General features: G+C 65.5%; 13 protein-coding genes. 7 read left to right on the forward strand and 6 right to left on the reverse strand.

Annotated features, from left to right (window positions below):
• The 6 genes from GSQ76_RS31840 to GSQ76_RS15000 form a co-directional block, all read right to left on the reverse strand.
• On the reverse strand, positions 1-889 hold an 889-nt coding region (locus tag GSQ76_RS31840; protein ID WP_254070421.1), incomplete at its 3' end, for a 4-alpha-glucanotransferase.
• Complete coding sequence (gene treZ / locus GSQ76_RS14980; protein WP_158744714.1) at positions 886-2,640, reverse strand: malto-oligosyltrehalose trehalohydrolase; 1,755 nt, start codon at positions 2,638-2,640, stop codon at positions 886-888. The genes GSQ76_RS31840 and treZ, both read right to left, overlap by 4 nt.
• 25 nt (positions 2,641-2,665) lie before the next feature.
• Positions 2,666-4,846, reverse strand: a complete 2,181-nt coding sequence (gene glgB / locus GSQ76_RS14985; protein WP_158744715.1) for a 1,4-alpha-glucan branching protein GlgB — start codon at positions 4,844-4,846, stop codon at positions 2,666-2,668.
• Positions 4,839-8,174: a maltose alpha-D-glucosyltransferase gene (gene treS, locus GSQ76_RS14990; protein WP_158744716.1), complete on the reverse strand. Its 3,336-nt coding sequence runs from the start codon at positions 8,172-8,174 to the stop codon at positions 4,839-4,841. The genes glgB and treS overlap by 8 nt, the downstream gene beginning before the upstream one ends.
• A 24-nt stretch (positions 8,175-8,198) precedes the next feature.
• Positions 8,199-11,444, reverse strand: coding sequence for a maltotransferase domain-containing protein (locus GSQ76_RS14995; protein ID WP_158744717.1), 3,246 nt, complete (start codon positions 11,442-11,444; stop codon positions 8,199-8,201).
• 126 nt (positions 11,445-11,570) lie between these two features.
• Positions 11,571-12,314 carry a response regulator gene (locus GSQ76_RS15000; protein WP_158744718.1) on the reverse strand — a complete coding sequence of 248 codons (744 nt, stop codon included), beginning with the start codon at positions 12,312-12,314 and terminating at the stop codon, positions 11,571-11,573.
• A 179-nt stretch (positions 12,315-12,493) separates the two neighbouring features.
• Here GSQ76_RS15000 and GSQ76_RS15005 point away from each other — a divergent pair, with 179 nt between their 5' ends.
• The 7 genes from GSQ76_RS15005 (at position 12,494) to cydC (ending at position 20,228) form a co-directional block, all read left to right on the forward strand.
• The gene (locus tag GSQ76_RS15005) at positions 12,494-12,961 is read left to right on the forward strand and encodes a sigma-70 family RNA polymerase sigma factor (protein ID WP_158744719.1); all 468 of its coding nucleotides are present in this window, start codon (positions 12,494-12,496) and stop codon (positions 12,959-12,961) included.
• A 180-nt stretch (positions 12,962-13,141) separates the two neighbouring features.
• Positions 13,142-13,708 carry a sigma-70 family RNA polymerase sigma factor gene (locus GSQ76_RS15010; RefSeq protein ID WP_158744845.1) on the forward strand — a complete coding sequence of 189 codons (567 nt, stop codon included), beginning with the start codon at positions 13,142-13,144 and terminating at the stop codon, positions 13,706-13,708.
• Between the two features lie 74 nt (positions 13,709-13,782).
• On the forward strand, positions 13,783-13,968 hold the full coding sequence (locus tag GSQ76_RS15015) for a NepR family anti-sigma factor (RefSeq protein WP_158744720.1): 186 nt from the start codon (positions 13,783-13,785) through the stop codon (positions 13,966-13,968).
• Positions 13,969-14,039: 71 nt separating this feature from the next.
• A complete protein-coding gene (locus GSQ76_RS15020) occupies positions 14,040-15,680 on the forward strand; it encodes a sensor histidine kinase (protein ID WP_158744721.1) in 1,641 nt (546 codons plus the stop codon).
• Complete coding sequence (locus GSQ76_RS15025; RefSeq protein ID WP_254070422.1) at positions 15,677-16,852, forward strand: amidohydrolase; 1,176 nt, start codon at positions 15,677-15,679, stop codon at positions 16,850-16,852. The genes GSQ76_RS15020 and GSQ76_RS15025 overlap by 4 nt, the downstream gene beginning before the upstream one ends.
• A 59-nt stretch (positions 16,853-16,911) precedes the next feature.
• Positions 16,912-18,591 (forward strand): thiol reductant ABC exporter subunit CydD, encoded by a 1,680-nt coding sequence (gene cydD / locus GSQ76_RS15030; protein ID WP_158744849.1) that lies wholly within the window; start codon positions 16,912-16,914, stop codon positions 18,589-18,591.
• Positions 18,588-20,228: a thiol reductant ABC exporter subunit CydC gene (gene cydC / locus GSQ76_RS15035; RefSeq protein ID WP_158744722.1), complete on the forward strand. Its 1,641-nt coding sequence runs from the start codon at positions 18,588-18,590 to the stop codon at positions 20,226-20,228. The genes cydD and cydC overlap by 4 nt, the downstream gene beginning before the upstream one ends.
• The last annotated feature ends 32 nt before the right edge of the window (positions 20,229-20,260 follow it).

Below are 20,260 nucleotides of genomic sequence, written 5' to 3' on the forward strand. Positions count from 1 at the left end.
AGTCGCGCCAGTGCCAGGGACCGCCATCGACCGTCATCGCCGCATGCAATGCCTCGAACCGCGCATGGCCGACGAGCCCGTCCCCCTGGGCCGTCCGGAAATCCTGAAATGCGTCCCACACCGGGCCACCCTGCTCCGCCTTGGCGAAGGCGGCATCCAGATGGGCGAGGCGCAGCGCCGTGGCGGCGGGCCAATCGACCATTTCCATCGACTCGAGCGGCCCGGCTTTCACGGGTTCAATGTCAAGCCGGGCGTGCAGCACGTTCAGTAGCGTGCGGCTGGAGGGGGAGTAGGGGCTGAACCGGTCCAACGTCGCGGAAAACTGCGCATGCGCGGGGCTGATGGCGACGGCGGCTGCGCCATGGGCGGCGGCATTGCGGACGAAATCGGCAAGGGCGCCAAAATCCCCCAATCCGCCATCGCCAGCGCGGCGCAGTGAATAGAGCTGCGCGGCCAAACCCCAGGCGCCCCTTGGCGCCGCGTCGGCCACCGTCCAGCACCTTGTAGGTGCCACGGCCACGACCAACGACGATTTTCCGATGCTGAGTTGGTGATAGCCAGCCTCGGTCGGCAGCCGGATCGTCGCCTCGGTATCGCCGGTCGCATGGCCCTGCACCACGCCACCATCCTCGAGCGTGAACTCGTAGGCGCCGGGAAGCACTGCCAAGGTAATCGTGCCGCCTGCCTCGCCAGTCACCAGCGGCGGCAGTCGCCCGGGATCGCGTAGCGACTGCAGGCTATCCGCAATCTCTCGCTCAGTCGCGGCGGGCAGCCCCAGCGCAGACAGTACGAGCCGCAATGATTCGTCCGCTACCTCATGCCATTCGCCGTGCACATCTTTCCAGCGCAGCGCCAGGCCGCCCGCTTCGGCCAGGGCATGCAGGCTCACAGGCTAGGCTCGATCCAGGCCACGGCCGAGCGTTCGAGTAGAGTACCATACATGGCGGCGTCCCAGGCCCCGATCGGGCTCTCGAAGATCGTGTCGCCTGCGGCTGCCATCGGCAAGGTCGGTTTTTCATCGCCGAGGTTTATTGCGATCGCGAGGGTCGCCCCGGTGCCCAGCCGCCACCGCGCGACTAGCGCGGCATGGCCCAGCACCGTCACCCCGGCGCTACGGCAGCCTGGAATGCCCGGCACGACCGACGCCGCCCGTACCGCAAGCAGCTTCGTTATAAAGCTGCTATCGCCGGTCAACTCCGGCACGGATGCCCTGAATGTCGCCGGTGCGTTCGGGTCGGGGATCTTCTCCCGCCGCTCAGGATCTTGGAACGCGGCGAAATGCTTGAACTCAGCCCGGCGGCCTTCGCGCACCAACTCGGCCAATTCGTCGTTATGCGCCGTGAAGAACAGGAACGGGGCGGTGCTAGCCACCTCCTCCCCCATGAACAGCATCGGCACGAAGGGTGACAGCAGCAACAACACCGTAGCGGCGCGCAACGCGCCGGGCTCCGCCAGTTGCGTCAGCCGCTCGCCCATGGCGCGATTGCCGATTTGGTCGTGGTTCTGCAGGCAGATCACGAATGCCGTCGTGGGCAGATGCGCCGATGGCTCGCCGCGTGGCTTGCCAGAGTGCTTGGAGACCTCCCCCTGGTAGACGAAACCCTCCGCCATGGCGCGGGCCAGGCGATGGATCGGGTCGTCGAAATCCTCGTAATAGCCCTCGGACTCACCCGTCAGCAGGACATGCAGGCAATGATGCACGTCATCGGTCCATTGCGCGTCGAAGCCGGGGCCGCCGGAGTTTGCGCGGAGGTGCCGTGCGGCATTGCCCTCGTGCTCCAACACCAGATGGATCTCGCGATCGGTCGAACTCCGCAGCACCGCCGCCATCTCGTCCAGGAAGCCAGGGTCATCAATGGCATGGACCGCATCGAAACGCAGCCCGTCGAAGCGGTACTCGTGCAGCCAGTACAGCGCATTCTGCTCGAAATACTGCCGCACCTCCGGCCTGCAGAAATCGATCGCCGCCCCCCAGGGCGTGTGCTTGTCGTCGCGGAAGAACGGTTTGGCAAAAGCGTGGATGTAGGCGCCGTCTGGACCGAAATGATTGTAGACCACGTCTAGCATCACCATCAGCCCCAGGCCGTGGGCTGCATCTATCATGGCCTTCAACTGGTCGGGCGTGCCATAGGCGGCATCCGGCGCGTAGGGCAGCACGCCATCATAACCCCAGTTATGTGCGCCCGGGAAATCCGCGATCGGCATCAGTTCCACGGCTGTCACGCCCAGCGCTGCAAGGCGAGGCAGTTCCGCGCGAATGCCGTCGAAGCCGCCGAAGGCTCCGGGATGCAGTTCGTAGACGACCGCCTCGTGCCATGGCCGACCCTTCCAGCCGCCATGCTTCCACTCGAAGCTGCGGGGATCGACCAGCAGGCTCGGGTCGTGCACGTCGCCGGCCTGGGCGCGGGACGCCGGGTCGGGAAACGCCATCCCGTCCGGCATGCGATAGCGATAGCGCGCACCCGGCTCTGCCACGACAGCTGCCTCGTGCCACCCGTCCTGCAGCGTCGTCATCGCATGATCTACGCCGTCAAGTTCCAGCACGAGGTGCTTGGCAGAAGGGGCCCAGATACGAAACCGGGCCAGATTGCCGAGCAACTCGGCTCCGAACGGAAGGGGATGGGCGAACCGTTCGGTCATTCAGCGCTCCAAAACCTGTCGCGGACTACCCCGCGACGAATACGACAGTTGCCAATGGCGGTAGCGTGAGTGTGAGGGAGGCTGGGAAATCGTAGTGCCGGATGTCCTCGGTATGGACGTGGCCGCCATTGCCGAGGTTGCTGCCGCCGTAGATGCCGGCATCCGTATTCAGTATTTCTTTCCAACCGCCTGCCACTGGCACGCCAATGCGATAGCCGTAACGCGGCACAGGCGTGAAGTTGCAGACGACAAGGGCCGGAGGTGCATCTTCTGCCAGCCGTAGATAGGCGAACACACTTTGTGCGGCGTCCCCCATCTCCAGCCACTGGAAACCTTCTGCCTCACAGTCGCGACGGTGAAGCGCGGGATAGGCGCGATACAGCGTGTTGAGGTCGCGCACCAGCGCCTGCGCACCCTTGTTCTCCGGCCGATCCAGCAGATACCAATCCAGCCCGTGATCGTGGTTCCACTCACGGTCCTGAGCGATTTCCTGGCCCATGAACAGCAGCTTCTTACCGGGATGAGTCCACATGAAGCCCAGGTAGGCGCGCAGATTGGCGAATTTTTGCCACGGATCGCCTGGCATCTTTCCCAGCAACGAACCCTTGCCATACACCACTTCGTCATGGCTGATCGGCAGCACGAATTTCTCGCTAAAGGCGTACACCAGGCCGAACGTCATCTCGCCATGATGATACTGGCGATAGACTGGCTGCTCCTCGATGTAGTGGAGCGTGTCGTGCATCCACCCCATGTTCCACTTGTAGTGGAAACCCAAGCCACCTTCATCGGCCGGGCGGGTCACGCCGGGCCAGGCGGTGCTTTCCTCCGCGATTAGCAACGCACCCGGCACGCGCTCCGCCACGGCACGGCTGAGTTCCTGTAGGAACGACACGGATTCCAGGTTCTCGCGCCCGCCATATTGGTTGGGCACCCACTCACCCGGCTCGCGACTGTAATCCCGGTAGAGCATCGAGGCGACGGCATCCACGCGAATGCCGTCGGCGTGATAGTGTTCCAGCCAGAACAGCGCGCTGCCTATCAGGAACGCCCGCACTTCGTTGCGGCCGAGATTGTAGATCAGCGTATTCCAATCGCGGTGGAAGCCCTCCCGCGGGTCGGCATGTTCGTACAGCGCCGTACCGTCGAATTTGGCGAGCCCATACACGTCTGTCGGAAAATGCGCCGGCACCCAGTCCAGTAGCACACCCACGCCAGCGTTGTGGCAGCGATCCACGAATCGCGAAAACGCCTCCGGTGGCCCAAGCCGAGCCGATGGCGCGAACTGACCAAGCGGCTGGTAGCCCCACGAGCCGCCAAACGGATGCTCCATCACCGGCAGCAACTCGATATGGGTGAAGCCCATATCGGCAGCATAGGGCACCAGCTGGTCAGCCAGGCGGTCCCAGCCATCCACGCCATCCTTCGCCGCAGGCGACCACGAACCGGCGTGCACCTCGTAGATCGACATTGGCGCGTCCAGCCCATGCCGTGCCGGCCGGGACGCGATCCACTCTCCGTCGGTCCACGGATACGCCATGTCATCCGCCACGATGGAGGCGGTTTGCGGCGCGATCTGCGCGGCCCAGGCGACAGGATCTGCCTTCAGCGGCAGCAACTCGCCCCATGGGCCGAGCATCTCGTATTTATACAGGGTGCCGGCGCCGATACGAGGAACGAACAGCTCCCACACACCGGGCCCATGCCGCTTGCGCATCGGGTGACGCCGGCCATCCCAGCCGTTGAAATCGCCCACGACCGAGCAGCGCTGCGCATTCGGCGCCCATACCGCGAACCGTACGCCGACGATGCCCTCCATCTCGGCCGGATGCGCGCCCAGGCAGCGCCCAAAATCGCGATGCCGCCCCTCGGCCAGCAGATAGATGTCCATCTCGCCAAGGATAGGCGGGAACGAGTATGGGTCCTCCGTTTCCCAACTCGCCGAACCCATGCCGATGCGCAGGCGATAGGGTGCATGCGAACTCACCGGTCCGGCGAAGAATCCCGCCGGGTGCATGCGGGCTAGTTCGCCCGTCGCCATCCCGGTTGCGCGGTCTACGACCGATACGGTGTCCGCACCCGGCATGAACACGCGCACCGTGCCATCATGCGGGCCGAGGATGGCGAACGGATCGCCATGCCGGGCATTGACGATGGCCTCGATGGCCCCCGGATGAATTCCGTGGTCGCTGATCGTATCAAGCATCGGTGCCCTCCGGCGGTAGGTTCAGCAGGCGGGCGGCTATAACGTACATGCCCTCCAGTGGAATGCCGATCCAGGTGGGTCGGTTCGCTGCCTCGTAGCGGATTTCGTATGCGGCTTTCTCCAACAGGAAGAGGTCGAGCATCGCAGCCTCTCCAGCTGGCGTGACCCACTTGTTGGGCGCCTCCGCCAGCACGGCGCGATACGCAGCGAGGAATGCTGCCTCCGCCCCGATGCGGAAATGCTGAAGGATTTCCGCACGCCGCGCCGCCGCAGCCGGTGCCGTTGCGACGCGACCCGGCAGAGCCGCGGCAGCCGCGTAGTCGAACGAGCGCAAGCAACCGGCAACGTCCCGGATGGGCGAGGATTTGGCCCGGCGTTGTTCCATGGTCCGCGCCGGTTCGCCCTCGAAGTCGATCAGGTATGCGTCGGACTGCACCACCAACACCTGGCCCAGATGAAAGTCGCCATGCACCCGGGTGCGGAGCGAGCCCTTGCCATCCATCGCGAGCTTCCTTGCCGCCTCACGCAGCCCATCGGCGTGGCCAAGGATGGCCTTCGCCCGTGCTTCCGCCTCGGCACTCGGCCAATCCGTCACCTTGGCCAGCATGTCGAGCGCCAGGTCGATCTGCTCGATGGCACCGGCAGCGAATTCGGCCAACACGGCATCGTCGGCCGGCTCGGGGGAGAATGCCGGGTCACTCGTCGGGGCAGAAAACACCGCGTGCAACTCGCCCAGCCGCTGCCCGATTGCGGCGGCGAACACATTGTAGGATGCGAGTGCATCCTCCTCATGCTCGGCCTCGCCATCGGTGGTCGAGAGTTCGTCGACCGTACGCTCCAGGAACTCCAGCGTCCAACCCCAGCCATCGCCTTGGTTGCGCACGAAGCCCTGCACCAGGCCGATAGTATTCGGCGTGCCATCCGGGTCGACCCGAACGATCTCGCCATAAAGCGGTGCCGTATTGCCAAACCCGCGCTCCGTCAGATAGCGGGTGATCTCGCCTTCCGGATGAACGCCCGCGGCCACGCGGCGCACCACCTTCATCACCAGCGTATCGCCGACAATGAGCGACGAATTGGATTGTTCGGCAGATAGACGCCGGATCTCGGCGTCTTCCGCCAGGTCCAATTTCGCCATCAGCGACGTGGGGCGAAAGTCCAGCCGTCCGCCTTCGAACGACACGGAATCCGAATTGCGCAGGTTCCGCAGCACGGCGCGGGTGAAACTATCGATGGTGAACGCGTCCGTCAGATAACCAACGCGTGGCCCCAGGCGCACGCGGGCCATGGCAAGCTGGGCGGGCAGGTTGCCGACCGCCTCGTCTTCCCAGACAACACCCATCGGCAACGCATACCGTTCTTTGCGCTCGCCGAGCGTCACTTCGACCTCGGTCATGAAGATCGGCTCGGGCACCGGGTTGATCAGCGCGAAATAGGCGATGGTGACCTTGGTCAGTGTTTCCGTCTTGGACGCGAACCAGCGGCGCTTCGGCAGGTAGGCGGGCAGAGCCTCGTTCTCTAGCACGGTGCGACCGTAGCCGGGGCGAACCTCCTCGATGGAGGAGCGAAGCACGATGGTGGAGAATTCCGGCAACGCCTCTGGCTGCGGGGTGTGCCACGTCGGCAATTGTGCGTCGTTGGCCAGCAGGAACCAGTAGAATGCAAACGGCGGCAGTGTCAGCAGGTATGACAACTGCCCAACTGCGGGGAACACCGAACCGCCAACGATATCGACCGGCACGCGACCGGAGAACGCGGACAGATCCAATTCCACCGCCTGTGCCGAACGTGAGAGGTTGGAGACGCAAAGCAGCGTTTCCTCCGTTCCGTCATCGAGCGTGTGTTCGCGCAGATATGCCAGCACCTTGCGGTTGCCTGGATATAGGAAGCGCTGGGTGCCGCGGCCAAACGCCTTGTGCCCAGCGCGCACCGCCAGCATGCGGCGCATCCAGTTCAACAGCGAATACGGATCGGAGGCCTGCGCCTCCACGTTCACCGCCTGGAAGCCGTAGATCGGGTCCATGATCGGCGGCAGCACCAGTTTCGCCGGATCCGCGCGGGAGAAGCCGCCATTGCGGTCCACCGACCACTGCATCGGCGTGCGCACGCCATCGCGGTCGCCGATGAAGATGTTGTCACCCATGCCCAACTCGTCACCGTAGTAGATGACGGGCGTGCCCGGCATCGACAACAACAGGCCGTTCATCAACTCGATACGGCGGCGGTCGCGCTGCAATAGCGGCGAAAGGCGGCGGCGAATGCCCAGGTTCAGCCGGGCGCGCCGGTCGGCGGCGTAGGTCTCCCATAAGTAATCGCGCTCGCCGGAGGTCACCATCTCCAGCGTCAACTCGTCATGGTTACGCAGGAACACCGCCCACTGGCAGTTTGCCGGGATTTCCGGCGTTTGCCGCATGATGTCGGTGATAGGGAACCGGTCTTCCCGAGCAATCGCCATGTACATGCGCGGCATCAGCGGGAAGTGGAATGACATGTGGCATTCGTCCCCCTCGCCGAAATAGACCTGCGCGTCCTCCGGCCACTGGTTGGCCTCGGCCAACAGCATCCGGCCCGGTGCATGGATGTCCATCTCGGCGCGGATTTTCTTCAACAGCGCATGGGTTTCAGGCAGGTTCTCGTTATTCGTGCCCTCCCGCTCTACCAAATACGGCACCGCGTCCAAACGCAGGCCATCGATGCCCATGTCTAGCCAGAACCGCATGACGGAGAGCACTTCCTCCATCACCGCCGGGTTGTCGAAGTTCAGATCGGGTTGGTGGGAGAAGAAGCGGTGCCAGTAATATTGCCCGGCGACCTCGTCCCAGGTCCAGTTGCTCTTCTCCGTGTCGGTGAAGATAATCCGCGTGCCAGCGTATTTCTCGTCACTGTCGGACCAGACGTAAAAATCACGCTCGGGGCTGTCCTTCGGTGCGGTGCGCGCGCGCTGGAACCATGGGTGCTGGTCGGATGTGTGGTTGATCACCAGCTCGGTAATGACCTTTAATCCACGCTCATGCGCGCCCTGAACGAAGGCGCGAGCATCGGCAAGTGTGCCGTAGTCGGCATGCACACCGCGATAATCGCCGATGTCATAACCATCATCCCGACGCGGCGAGGGATAGAACGGCAGCAGCCAAATTGCCGTCACGCCCAATTCGGCGATGTAATCCAGTTTTTCCATCAGGCCACGGAAGTCGCCGACGCCATCGTTGTTCGCGTCGAAGAAGCTCTTGACGTGGAGTTGGTAGATGATTGCGTCCTTGAACCACGTCGGGTCCTCAGCCGCAGCTTGAGGAGCCAGTGTCGCGCCGGTAAGTGCGGTGTCGGGCAATAGAACCTCGGGGTTTGGAGACAATCAGAAAAGCGCGCGAATGCGCCAGATAGCGTAGGGGCGGGCCGGATCGATGTGCAGGCCTTGCGACCTGCCGCGCCAGGTTTGAACAGCGCCACCCAGCAGGTCCTCCGCCTCGAAAGCGGCGTTTTCGTCGGCACCCCACAGCCAGAAGGGGAATTCCCAGCCGCTATCTTGCGGCTGGTTAGGATCGAACGAAATTGCGCAGACCAGCACGTTGCTCATATCCGGCGTCGCCTTCAGGAACACGCTGACCGTGTCGCTGGCTGCAGGCAGGAACCGCGTCGTCAGGTGCGACCGTAGCGCAGGGTTGGACCGCCGAATACGGTTGAGCGCCGTAATCTCCGGAACGATGTTGCCCGGCCGGTCCCAGTCCCATACGCGGATCTGGTACTTCTCACTGTCGAGATATTCTTCGCGACCCGGCAGCGGCGCGCCCTCGCACAACTCGAACCCATTATAGACGCCCCAAAGGCCAGACAATGTCGCGGCCAGCGCAGCGCGGATCAAGTAGGAGGGACGCCCGGCGTTCTGCAAGTATACCGGATTGATGTCCGGCGTGTTGACAAAGAAGTGGGGACGGAAGAAGTCGCGCGGCCCCGGCTCCGCCAACTCGGTCAGATACTGCTCCATCTCACGCTTCGTCTCGCGCCAGGTGAAGTACGTGTAGGACTGGCTGAAGCCGACCTTTGCCAAGCGATACATCACCTTCGGTCGGGTAAACGCCTCGGCCAGGAACACGGCGTCTGGATAATGCTCTCGCACCGTGCCGATCATCCACTGCCAGAACGGCAGTGGCTTAGTGTGCGGGTTGTCCACACGCACCAGGCGCACGCCCTGGGCCATCCAGAACATCACCACTTCGGCCAACGCAATCCATAGGCCGGGGATCGCATCCGGGGCGTAGAAATCGACATTGACGATGTCTTGGTATTTCTTCGGCGGGTTCTCGGCGTATTTGATCGTGCCGTCCGGACGCCAATCGAACCAGCCGCGATGCTGCTGCAACCAAGGATGATCCGGAGAGCATTGGATGGCGAAGTCGATCGCAATCTCCAGGCCATTCTCGGCCGCGGTTGCCACGAGGTGTTGGAAATCTTCCAGTGTGCCCAGTTCCGGATGCAGCGCGTCATGCCCGCCATCTGCCGAGCCGATCGCATAAGGGCTGCCGGGATCGCCCTCTACAGGCGTCAGCGTGTTGTTCGGCCCTTTACGATTGGTCGTGCCGATGGGCGAGATGGGCGGGAAATACAGCACGTCGAACCCCATTGCCCGCACACGCGGCAGATGCCGTTCTACATCGCGAAATGTCCCATGGCGCTTGGCGTCGTCGCTCATCGAGCGGGGGAACACCTCATACCACGCAGCGAACGCGGCACCGCTCCGTTCGGCATCGATGCGGATCGGGCGGGGCAGGGTCGCGGCACGGGGACGGTCGTCCGCCTGTGCCATCAACTCCGACAGCTCTGGAGATAGGAAGCTCGTAAGCCGTGTAACGTCGTCGGCGTCCTTCAGACGCGCCAGCAGGTCCTGAAAATCGCTGCGGACGTTGCCTTGGGCCCGCTCTGCCGTGCGCGTCAGCAAGGCCAGGCCTTCGCGCAGTTCGAGCGACACATCGATGCCGGCAGCGCTCTTCTTGGCGATCTCGTCCTTGTAGCTGGCAAACGCGTCGCGCCAGGCCTGGATGGTGTAGTCGTAGGCGCCAATCCGGTGCAGCGGCATTTCCCCACGATACCGGTCGTTGCCCAGCGCCCGCATCCGAACTTCATGGACCGTGGCATTGCCCGGTTCGTGCCACTGCAACGCTACGCCCAGTTTTTCGTGGCCGTCGCAAATGATGTCCGCCTCGACGGTGATGACCTCGCCCACCAGCCGCTTTACCGGCAGCGACCCGTCATCCACCGCTGGCGTCACGGCCTCGATCGCGACGCGCGGAGTGTTGGCAAGCCGTCGTGCGGCGTCCGCGTCCAGCTTGCTCGGCGGCGTCTGCTTTGCAACTGCCTGCGCCGTCGCCACCATCAGCTCGCCCGGCGCCAGCATCAGGGAAGTGCCAGGCATCACCGTGTCCTTGGTGCCCGGCGACGTGAACGCACCGAATGATCCATCGATTCCCGCCAGAACCACCGCCGGGTCGATCGATCGGGCATTCGCCAGATCTGTGTTAAGCAGCGCCAGTTGCGCAGACCTGGCGAAACGCGCATCGGCCGCGTCGGTGCGCAGCAGCGCCAGAACGGGCGCGCCGCCGCCGGATAGATGCTGCGTGCCAACGGACGGGGCACCCTGGCCAACCATGCGATTCAGCGTTGTCAAATCGATGCCGTTATCCAACGCGCGGTCGCCAGCGCTCTTAACCTGGCCGGCTACATCGAGTTTGCGGCGGGCTCCGGTCTCGAACCCGTGGGTCACCATCCAGCCATCGCCAATGGCCGCAGCCATGCCGGCAGCACGCCGCAGCGTGGCCGCGATCAATGCCGGGTCATGGACGGCAGCCGCCGCGCGTGGATCGAACGGCGATTCCGGACAGGCGATGACGGGGGCGATCTGGCGCAAAGCCGCCAACTCGTCCCAGAACCAATCGCCCCGGAAATCCCACCACGGCAGGGAGGACACAACGTATGACGCTCCCCGCACCCGCGACAGCGCATCGCGCGGCATACCCGGCGTCCAAGCGATCAGCATGAGGTCAGGTGCGACTTGGCGTAGTCCGGCAAGTGCCTCCGGCGCATGTTCCAGGCCCAAAACCCGCAAACCGCCAAGTCCGAGGCCGATCCAATTCCCCACATGGCTAGCCCACCACGCGCCGACGCCTACCGGGTCGGCGGCCACGCGTATTTGGTTACTGCCACCCTGCCGCGGGTCCAATGCGCTTGCCGAGCTCGCAGCGGTAAATGGCGGGGCCTCTGCGTCAAACTTGGCATCCAAACTTGCCAGCGGCAGGTCCAGCATCGCCTTCAGCCCATGCTGCCGGCAGACCCGCACCACGTCCCGGATGTAATCGGAGGCGCTTGCCTGGCCCAACGCGGGATTTAGCTTCGTAAGCGACGCAGGCGTGAAACGATTGCCCGAGGCGCCTGGCGCCCATGGCGGCGGCACTAGGATCGCGGTGAAGCCGAGACTGGCCGCCTGCGACACCACACTTGCGAATGCAGCACCATCCACCAGGCTCAACGGGTCTATATAGCGGATCCGAGGGTGGGCTCCGGCGTCTTGTTTAGCCGCCGTCGTGGCAGCTCGGTCGATTGCGTTCATATGGACTCTGGCCTTGTGCAGCGATCGGACGGCGCTAGGTCAGACGCCCGGACAAGCGGGCGGTTCCCAAATGATGTCGCAATCCGGACGATTGCACCCCCGCGATCATCCGCGGGGCGGGCGCGGCTACTCCAGGTGAACCCCGCCCGTCACGGCCTGGTAGGTGGCAATCGCCAACGTCAGCGGCTCGAACGGCTTGGTGATGACGAAGGCAGGTTCCAGCGCCTCTCCCGTCAACAGCCGTTCGGGATAGGCAGTGACGAAGATGACCGGGGCATAGTGGTTGCGCATGATGCGCGACACGGCGGAGGTGCCGTCCCCGCCAGCGCCGAGGTTGATATCGGCCAGGATCAGCCCGGGGCGACTGCGCTCGGCAATTGCGACCGCATCGGCCTCGGTTGCGGCCACGCCGATCACTCGATGGCCACAATTGGCAACCAATTCCTCGATATCCATGGCGATGATCGGCTCGTCCTCGATGATCAGCACATCGGTCGCCGCCGCACTGCGCAACTGGTCCCGGGCAGAGGTCAGCATGATAGCCGCCTCCGTTACATCCAGCTCCAGGAGAGAGGCGGCGATGGGCAGCGATACCTCTTCCAACGAGGTCAGCAACAGCAATTTGCGTTGGGACTGCGTCAACGCACCTTCCAACCCCGCGCCGATCGCTTTCTCGCCCGCGTATTTCGTCACCGCCCGATAGAGCGCATGCCGGGCCTCTGCGTCCTGCGCCTGCTCGGCAGCGAGCAGCACCCGCACCGCATCCGTCACCAGGGCGTCGCCACGCTCCTGTCCGCCGCATAGGGCCCGGGCGTAGCGCCGGGCGTAGGGTAAGGCGCGAAGCAGGTCTTCGCGTCGGAAAGCGGTCATAACGAAACCTCTACTTGCCCCATTCGGGCATCACGAACATACCACGACGCGAAGCGCTGCCTATGGAGTGAGAACTGAGCCTGCTCGGCGTTCCGGCAGATCCAACCCGGCCCGGCGGGAACGAAGCTGACCCCGCGCCGATTCCGGACGCGGTCCCGCTGGCGGATACCAGGCGACAGATGTTGGCCGTGCTGCCGGATTTGCGTGCGTTTGCGCGTTTTCTGGTGCGGGACCGTACGGCTGCGGACGATCTGGTGCAGGACACCGTTGTCCGGGCCTTGGGCGCACTGCCGCAATTCCGCCCTGGCACCAACCTGAAGGCCTGGCTGTTCACAATCCTGCGCAACCTGTTTTTCGAACAGACACGGCGTCGCCGGAGGGAGGCCGCGGCGCTCAGCGCCCATGTGCCGACCGAAGAAATCGTCCGCCCGGACCAGGACGATGCATCTCATGTACGGGATCTGGATCGGATGCTGTGGGCCTTGCCGCCCCTGCTGCGGGAGGCACTGGTGCTCGTTGGCGCCCAAGAGCTGTCCTATGAGGAAGCCGCGCTGATCTGCTGCGTGCCAGTCGGCACGATGAAGGCGCGCGTGTCGCGGGCACGGGTGCAGCTCGCGCAGATCCTGATGCCCGCCGCGCCGGAATAGGGCGCCGGAAGATGGATGTCCTTTGATGGCCGGCAATGTCATGGCGCGCAACGTAGCGACCACCGGGCACGCGGCAACGGACAGTTTGCGTGCAATCTGATTGCTCGCGTTTTCGTGACCCAACCGATGCAACGCATTCCTATCCCGCGTCATTGGTCGATTAGAAATGGAGAATGCGAGATGACCACGAGCTTCCATGACCAAGTGATCAGCATCCTGCCGAAGCTACGCGTGCAGGCTCTCGCACTCACGCGCAATCGGGCTGCCGCCGAGGATCTGGTGCAGGACGCCGTCTGCAACGCCCTGTCTGCGCAGGCCACGTTCATTCCCGGCACGAACTTCCCGGCCTGGATGCATCGCATCCTACGCAACCGTTTCATCTCCAACCTGCGCAAGCGCCGTGACACGACCGACATCGATGATGTGCCGCAGTCTGTGTTCGCGACCGACGCGGCACACGAGGATCGCCTGGCCCTCAAGGAATTGGGCGCCGCGATGAACCGGCTGCCGGCCGATCAGCGGGAGGCGCTGGTGATGGTCGTGGTGCACGGGATGAGCTACGAAGCCCTCGCCCAGGCCACAGGGTGCGCAGTTGGAACAGCCAAGAGCCGTGTCTTCCGCGCCCGCCGCCAGCTTGAGGCTTGGCTGCTGGGCGACACCGCCACGGCGAAGCCGGCGCAGCGCCTCACACAAGATCTGCTCAAGGCTCGACTGGCCGACGCGACCGGCAAGACGGCTTCTGTGTAAAAACAACATCATTGCTGTGTGTAGCGAGAAACCGGCCAGGTCATGGCCGGTTTCTATGTCCGGAGATTGGTGGCTTGAAGCATCCGGACATGAATGATCCAAAGCCGAAGAAAGCGACCAAGAGGCCAGGCGAGTCCGCCAAGCCGGAGGCGTTCGATCTCTGGCTTAAGCGGGGTCTGCATCAGATCTATGACGGCGTCGCGAAAGAGCCGATCCCGGACGAGTTGCTGAAGCTGATCGAGGACGATCGCAAGAAGTGATCGGCAACCGGCGTCCGGGCTGGTGGTCGCGGGTCGGCCACACTCGGGGCCGCCTCGTTGGGCTTGCTGTTGTGGCCGCCCTCCCAATTGCCGCCATGGCCGGCACCATCGCCCTGCAGGACTATCAGGCTATCGCACGCGCCTCGCAAGAACGCGCGACCCTGCTGGATGGCCAGGCGCTGGCTGGCTACCACGCCGCAACCGCATCCATCATCGGCAGCTTGCAGGCGTTCGCCCCGCGTATCTCGGGCGGCTTATGTGACGCGACGCTTGCCGATGATCTGGACGAGCCAGACATGGCGTTGCTGACCCTCAACATCGATGGCGCCATCACCTGCCGCATCGGGGCATCGCCACCCTTGCCGCAACGCCCGCTCCCCTGGTTCGAGGCGGTGCGAGGTGGCGCGGCGGAGGCATTGGGCCGCTTCGGCACCGATGGCCAAACCGCCCTAGCCGTTCGCGGCGTCGGCGGTGACGTGGCCGTCGCGGTGCTGCCACCATCCTGGCTGGACCAGCGCGTGCTGCCGGATCGGTTCGGCGGCAAGGATGCCGTGTGGCTGTTGGATGCGGACCGCCGGGTCATCGCCTCCCACGGTGCCGTGGTCCAGGCACTGCCGGATCTGGTGACGATGGGCAGCCTGATCGAGTCCGCCCAACTCGCAGTGCGGGCCAAGTCGGCGAAGGATCGACGCTACGCCTATGCGACCACCCTGCTGCCGGGCGGTTGGCGGCTGATCGCAGCAACCTCCGCGCAACGCGAGCACGACCAGGCGATGCGGGAACTGCTCGTGCGGCTGGCTGAGCTCACCGTCCTGGTCCTTGCCGGGCTCACTGCCGTGGTGCTGGGCGCCGACGTCGCATTTGGGAACCCGCTGCGCCGGCTGAGCCATGCGGTGCGCCGCTGGCAAGGCGGGGCGCCATTTGACCCGGGCGATCTTGCTGGCGCACCGGACGAGGTCACCCAACTCGCCCGATCCTTCCGGGAAGCGACCACCGGATTGCGCCAGCGCGAATTGGAGTTGGAGCAAGCGAAGGAGCGGCAGGATCTACTGGTGTTGGAGATCCATCATCGGGTGAAAAACAATCTGCAGGTGATCGCCAGCCTCCTGAACCTGCAGGCCAGCCGCATTCGCGTGCCCGAGGCGCAGGCCGAATTCCAGGCCGCACGGGATCGGGTCCGCGCGTTGGCTACGTTGCACCGGCATTTATATGCGGACGGCGAATTACACACGATCAACATGCGCTCCTTCCTGAAGGAGCTTTGCGGCCAATTATTCCAGGCGATGGGCGAGAAGGAAGACGCCCGTATCCGGTTACTGATCGAAGCGCCGGAGCTTCGCATGTCCGCCGATCAAGCCGTCCCGCTCGCCTTGATCGTGACAGAGGCTGTGACCAACTCGGTCCGGTATGCATTTCCCGGTGGCCAATCTGGGCAGATCGCCGTGATCCTGCTGGACAAGGGAGGAGAGTTGGACCTGATGATCAGTGATAACGGCGTCGGCATCCCAGCCGGTCAGGCGGAGACGGAAGCCGGCACGCGCGACGGGATCGGTCTGCAACTCATTCGCGGATTCAGCCGCCAGTTGGGCGCGACGTTGACGGTCGAGGATGAGGGGCGGGGCACCCGCTACGCCGTCCGCTTGTCGCGGGCCGCGCAACCGAACGCCCGTACCCCCGACACGTCCAGCATCGGCCAGGACAACGCAGCGTGACGTTCGCGCCCGACGACAGCGCCGATATCGACCCGGCGCTCGCCGCCAGTCTCACGCAATGGCGGCGGCATCTGCACGCGAACCCGGAGATGTCGCTGCACGAGACTGCGACCGCCGCCTTCGTCGCTGCGCGGCTGACCGAGTTGGCGGTGCCGTTCGAAACCGGTGTGGGCGGCCACGGCATCGTCGCCACCTTGCGGCGCGGCCAGTCCGACCGCAGCGTCGGGTTGCGTGCCGATATGGACGCGCTGCCGATCGAGGAAGCCACCGATGTGGCCTATGCCTCCACCAGACCCGGTGTGATGCACGCCTGCGGACATGACGGTCACACCACCAGCCTGCTGGGCGCCGCCGCGCTGCTGGTGGCGGAAATCGACTGGGCCGGTACGGTTTACCTCGTGTTCCAACCTGCGGAGGAGGCGGGCAGCGGCGCCAGAGCCATGCTCGCAGACGGGTTGTTCGAGCGCTTCCCGATGGAGCGGATCTTCGGCTACCACAACTGGCCAGGTTTGGCTGCTGGTGAGGTGGCCGTGCACGATGGCGCTGTGATGGCCCAAGGCGCCCGTGTCACCATCACCATGAACGGACACGCCGGGCACGGCGCCATTCCGCATCTGGCGCGCGATCCGGTGCTGGCCGCCGCGCACACGCTGGTGGCGCTGCAGTCGGTGGTCTCGCGCAACATCGACCCGCTGGACAGCGCCGTTCTATCCATTTGCACGCTGCAGGGGGCGAAAGCGGTCAACCTCATTCCGCACAAGGCCACCATGGCCGGCACGTTCCGCACCCATCGCGCAACCGTCCACGCCCAGGTGGCAGAGGCTATCGAGCGCGTGGCCCACGGAGTCGCCGCCACCTTCGGGATGACCGCCGACGTCGCCATCCGCGGTGGCTCCCCAGCGGTGACCAATTCCGCCGATGGTGTGGCGCTGGCGGCGCAGGCCACCACGGAGGCCGGACTGACGCTGCATCGCGATATCCCGCCGTCGATGGCGAGCGAGGATTTCGGCGCGTTGCTGGCGCGTCGGCCGGGTGCGTTCGTCTGGATCGGCAACGGCCCAATCGATGGCGGACGCGAATTGCACAATCCGCATTACGACTTCAACGACGCCATCCTGCCCGCCGCCGCGCGGTACCTGGCAGGTGTCGCCAAAGCCGCACTGGCCGCCTGACGCAGGTTTAACCCGGAACACGCCTGGGCAGGTCGGTTGCGGAGCGCTACATGGCATCCATGAGTGGACAGACGCAGGGCGGCCGGGACTGGCTGCGGGCCCAGACCAAGCTCGGCCGGCACGCGGCGCGGCCTGTGGTGATGTTCGGCCTGCTCAATACTATTCTGGCGATCATTCAGGGTACTTGTATCGCTGCCATCCTTGGGGATGCGCTGGTCATACGCGCGCCCGCGGCGGCTTGGGCGATCGCCGGGTTCTGCATTGCGGCTCTGCTGCGCGCCGGCCTCTCCGTCGCGTCGGAGCGGGTGTCGGTGCGAAACGGATCCGCCGCCCGGCAGCGGCTGCGGCTCGACGTGATGTCCCGCTTGCTGGCGGCAGGGCCGTCCTTGCTGCGGCACGAGCATTCGGCGGCGCTCACCACAACCGTGGTCGATCGGGTCGATGCGATGGACGGCTTCTTTGCTCGCTGGCTGCCGGCCAGCGTGCTGGCCATCGCCGGGCCGGTGCTGGTGCTGTTGGCCGTGGCAGCGGTCGACTGGCGGGCAGCGCTGGTCCTCGGGGCCTGCGGCTTGTTGGTGCCGGTGGCGCAGGCGGCGTCCGGTATCGGCGCCGCAGCGGCGTCGCGTCACCAGTTTCAGGCGCTCAGCCGATTGCAGGCCCGGTTTCTTGACCGGGTGCGTGGCATCTCCACCATCGTGCTGTCCGGTCGCGCCGCCGACGAGGCCGTGGCGTTGGCCCAGGCCGCGAACGAATTGCGGCGGCGCACGATGCGTGTGCTGCGCGTGGCATTCATCGCCTCCGCCGCGCTGGATTGCGCGCTGGCGCTGGCGCTGGTGGTGCTGGCCATCCGCTACGGCCACGCGGCGGTGACGCACCGCTTGAACACCGTGCCAGCCCTGTTCGTGCTGCTGATGGTGCCGGAGTTCTTTGCCCCGTTGCGCGCCTTTTCCGTCGCGTATCAGGATCGCGCCCACGCGACCGGCGCTGCCGAGGCATTGGCGACGGTGCCCCCGATGCCGGTCGTCGCGCCGGTGACGGCGGCGATCCGCACCGTCACCGCCCACGGCGTCAGCATCACGTTCGAGCATGTGGGCTTCACCTGGGACCCGGCGCGTGGCCCGGCGCTGGAGGACATCAGCTTCCGCGTGCCCGCCGGCGAGACGCTGGTGCTTGCCGGGCCATCCGGCGCGGGCAAATCCACCATTCTGGAAATCCTCCTGGGCTTCGTTTCGCCGCAGACGGGGCGCGTGCTGGTCAATGGCGCCGACCTCGCCACCATCGTGCCGGAAGCATTGAACCGCATGATCGCGTCCATCGGGCAGCGCCCGACGATCTTCGCCGGCACCGTGCGGGACAACATCCGCTTCGCCAAGCCGGACGCGACCGACAAGGAGATCGAGGCCGCAGCGCGCAATGCCCGGGTCAGCCAGTTCGTCGAGTCCTTGCCCCGCGGGCTGGATACCGAGATCGGCGAGGGCGGATATGGTCTGTCTGGCGGCCAGGCGCAGCGCGTGGCCATCGCCCGCGCCTTCCTGAAGAACGCCCCGTTGCTTCTGCTGGACGAGCCGACTGCGCATCTGGACCCTGCCACCGAGGGTGACGTGATGGACAGCCTGCGCCGTCTGTCGGTCGGGCGCACGGTCGTGATGGCCAGTCACGCCGCTGCGGTGCTCAGCCTGGGGAACCGGCGTTTGGATCTGCGGGATGGCCGGGTCGTCACGGCAAGGGGCGCGGCATGAGTCCGCTGTATCGCATTCTGCTTTTGTGGCGGCGCCAATGGCCCTGGCTGGCCGCCGGAGCGATCGTGTCGGTCGCATCCGTACTGACGGGCGCCGCGCTGCTGGCGCTGGCCGGGGCGCACGTCGCAGTATTGCTGATGGGTGCCACCGCGGCGGTCGGCGCGATGCTGACGGCGCTGGGCCCGGCGCGGGTGGTGTTGCGGTATGCCGAGCGATTGGTGACCCACAGCGCAACCTTCCGCGCCCTGGCCAGCCTCCGCGTCTGGTTCTTTCGTCGCCTGGCCGCGCGCTCCGCCGGAGGGCTGGGCATGCAGCGCTCCGGCGATCTGGCATCGCGTCTCGTGGCGGATGTCGAGGCGCTGGACGGGCTATACCTGCGCATCCTGGTGCCGCTGGCCAGTGCCGCTGTGCTGCTGCTGGTCCTGCTGGCGTTCCTGGTAGGCCAGGGCGCAGAGCTTTGGCTGCCTTGCCTGGGCGCAGCTTGCCTGTTTGCGGTGTCGGCCTTCGTCATCCCCGGTTTGGCCGCCCGTTCGGCCCAACGTAGCGGCGTCGCGGTAACCGGCGCCAATGCCGGGCTCCGCGTGGCGGTGCTGGACGCGCTGTCCGGCCTGCGGGAGGTGCGGATGTTCGGCGCCGAAGCCCGAATGGCCGAAGGTGTGGCAGCGCGTGATTGGGAGGCTGGGCTGGCCCAAGGCCGCCTGGCAACCCGTGCCGCATTCGCGCAGGCCGGTGGTTTCCTGTGCGCCCAATTGGCAATCGTCCTGCTGTTGCTGTCGGCGTCGTCGAGGCCCGTCTCCGCCGTGGGCGCCGTGTTCCTGCTGGTCGCGGCGTTCGAGGCGACGAGCGGCCTGTCCCGTGCCGGCGCCCTGGCCGGTCATGCCGCCGCCGCCGCCCGGCGCGTCTTGGATGCCGCCGCGCCGCCCGCCAATGCCGTGGCGGAACCCGCGACCCCGGTCGACCTGCCGCGCAGCAACGCCCTGCGGTTCGATGGCGTGCATTTCCGCTGGGCCGCCGACCGGCCGGAACTGTTCGATGGACTGACGCTGGAGGTGCCGCAGGGCAGCCGGGTCGCCATCCTCGGCCCATCCGGCTGCGGCAAATCCACCCTGGCCGCGCTACTGCTGAAGATCACGTCCCCAAGTTCCGGCCGCATCCTGCTGGGGGGCGCGGATCTGGCCAGCCTGTCCGCCGAAGACGTGCGCAGCCGGTTCGGCGTGCTGTCGCAATCCACCCATCTGTTCGACGACACCATCCGCGCCAACCTGCTGCTGGGCCGTCCCGCCGCCGACGAGCCTGCGATATGGCGCGCGTTGGACGAGGCAGAAATCGGCGAGTTCGTCCGCAGCCTGCCCGAGGGTCTGGACACCTGGCTGGGTGAGGGGGGCGCCCGCGTGTCGGGCGGGCAGGGCAGGCGGATCGCCCTGGCGCGCACGCTGCTGTCCGAGGCACCGATCCTCGTGTTGGACGAACCCGGCGCCGGGCTGGATGCGCAAACCGAACGCGCCTTCCTCAAGACCTTGAATGACCTGCCGAGCGGGCGCACTTTGTTGCTGATAACCCATAGATTGACGGGCGCGGAGCGGCTGGATCGGATTTGGCGCTTGTCCGGTGGGCACGCCATAGCCGCTGCCGCCTAAATCGCCCGCATTGCTTGAATCGCCTGCGAGGT

Origin of the sequence: Acidisphaera sp. L21 (assembly GCF_009765685.1) — a bacterium.
GTDB lineage: Bacteria > Pseudomonadota > Alphaproteobacteria > Acetobacterales > Acetobacteraceae > LMUY01.

What these genes read in the sequence shown, in the direction of transcription:
- glgB (WP_158744715.1), bottom strand. Translation starts at nt 4,846, where the DNA reads ATGCTTGATACGATCAGCGACCACGGAATTCATCCGGGGGCCATCGAG.
- GSQ76_RS15000 (WP_158744718.1), bottom strand. Translation starts at nt 12,314, where the DNA reads ATGACCGCTTTCCGACGCGAAGACCTGCTTCGCGCCTTACCCTACGCC.
- GSQ76_RS15005 (WP_158744719.1), top strand. Translation starts at nt 12,494, where the DNA reads ATGTTGGCCGTGCTGCCGGATTTGCGTGCGTTTGCGCGTTTTCTGGTG.
- GSQ76_RS15010 (WP_158744845.1), top strand. Translation starts at nt 13,142, where the DNA reads ATGACCACGAGCTTCCATGACCAAGTGATCAGCATCCTGCCGAAGCTA.
- GSQ76_RS14995 (WP_158744717.1), bottom strand. Translation starts at nt 11,444, where the DNA reads ATGAACGCAATCGACCGAGCTGCCACGACGGCGGCTAAACAAGACGCC.
- treZ (WP_158744714.1), bottom strand. Translation starts at nt 2,640, where the DNA reads ATGACCGAACGGTTCGCCCATCCCCTTCCGTTCGGAGCCGAGTTGCTC.
- cydD (WP_158744849.1), top strand. Translation starts at nt 16,912, where the DNA reads ATGAGTGGACAGACGCAGGGCGGCCGGGACTGGCTGCGGGCCCAGACC.
- cydC (WP_158744722.1), top strand. Translation starts at nt 18,588, where the DNA reads ATGAGTCCGCTGTATCGCATTCTGCTTTTGTGGCGGCGCCAATGGCCC.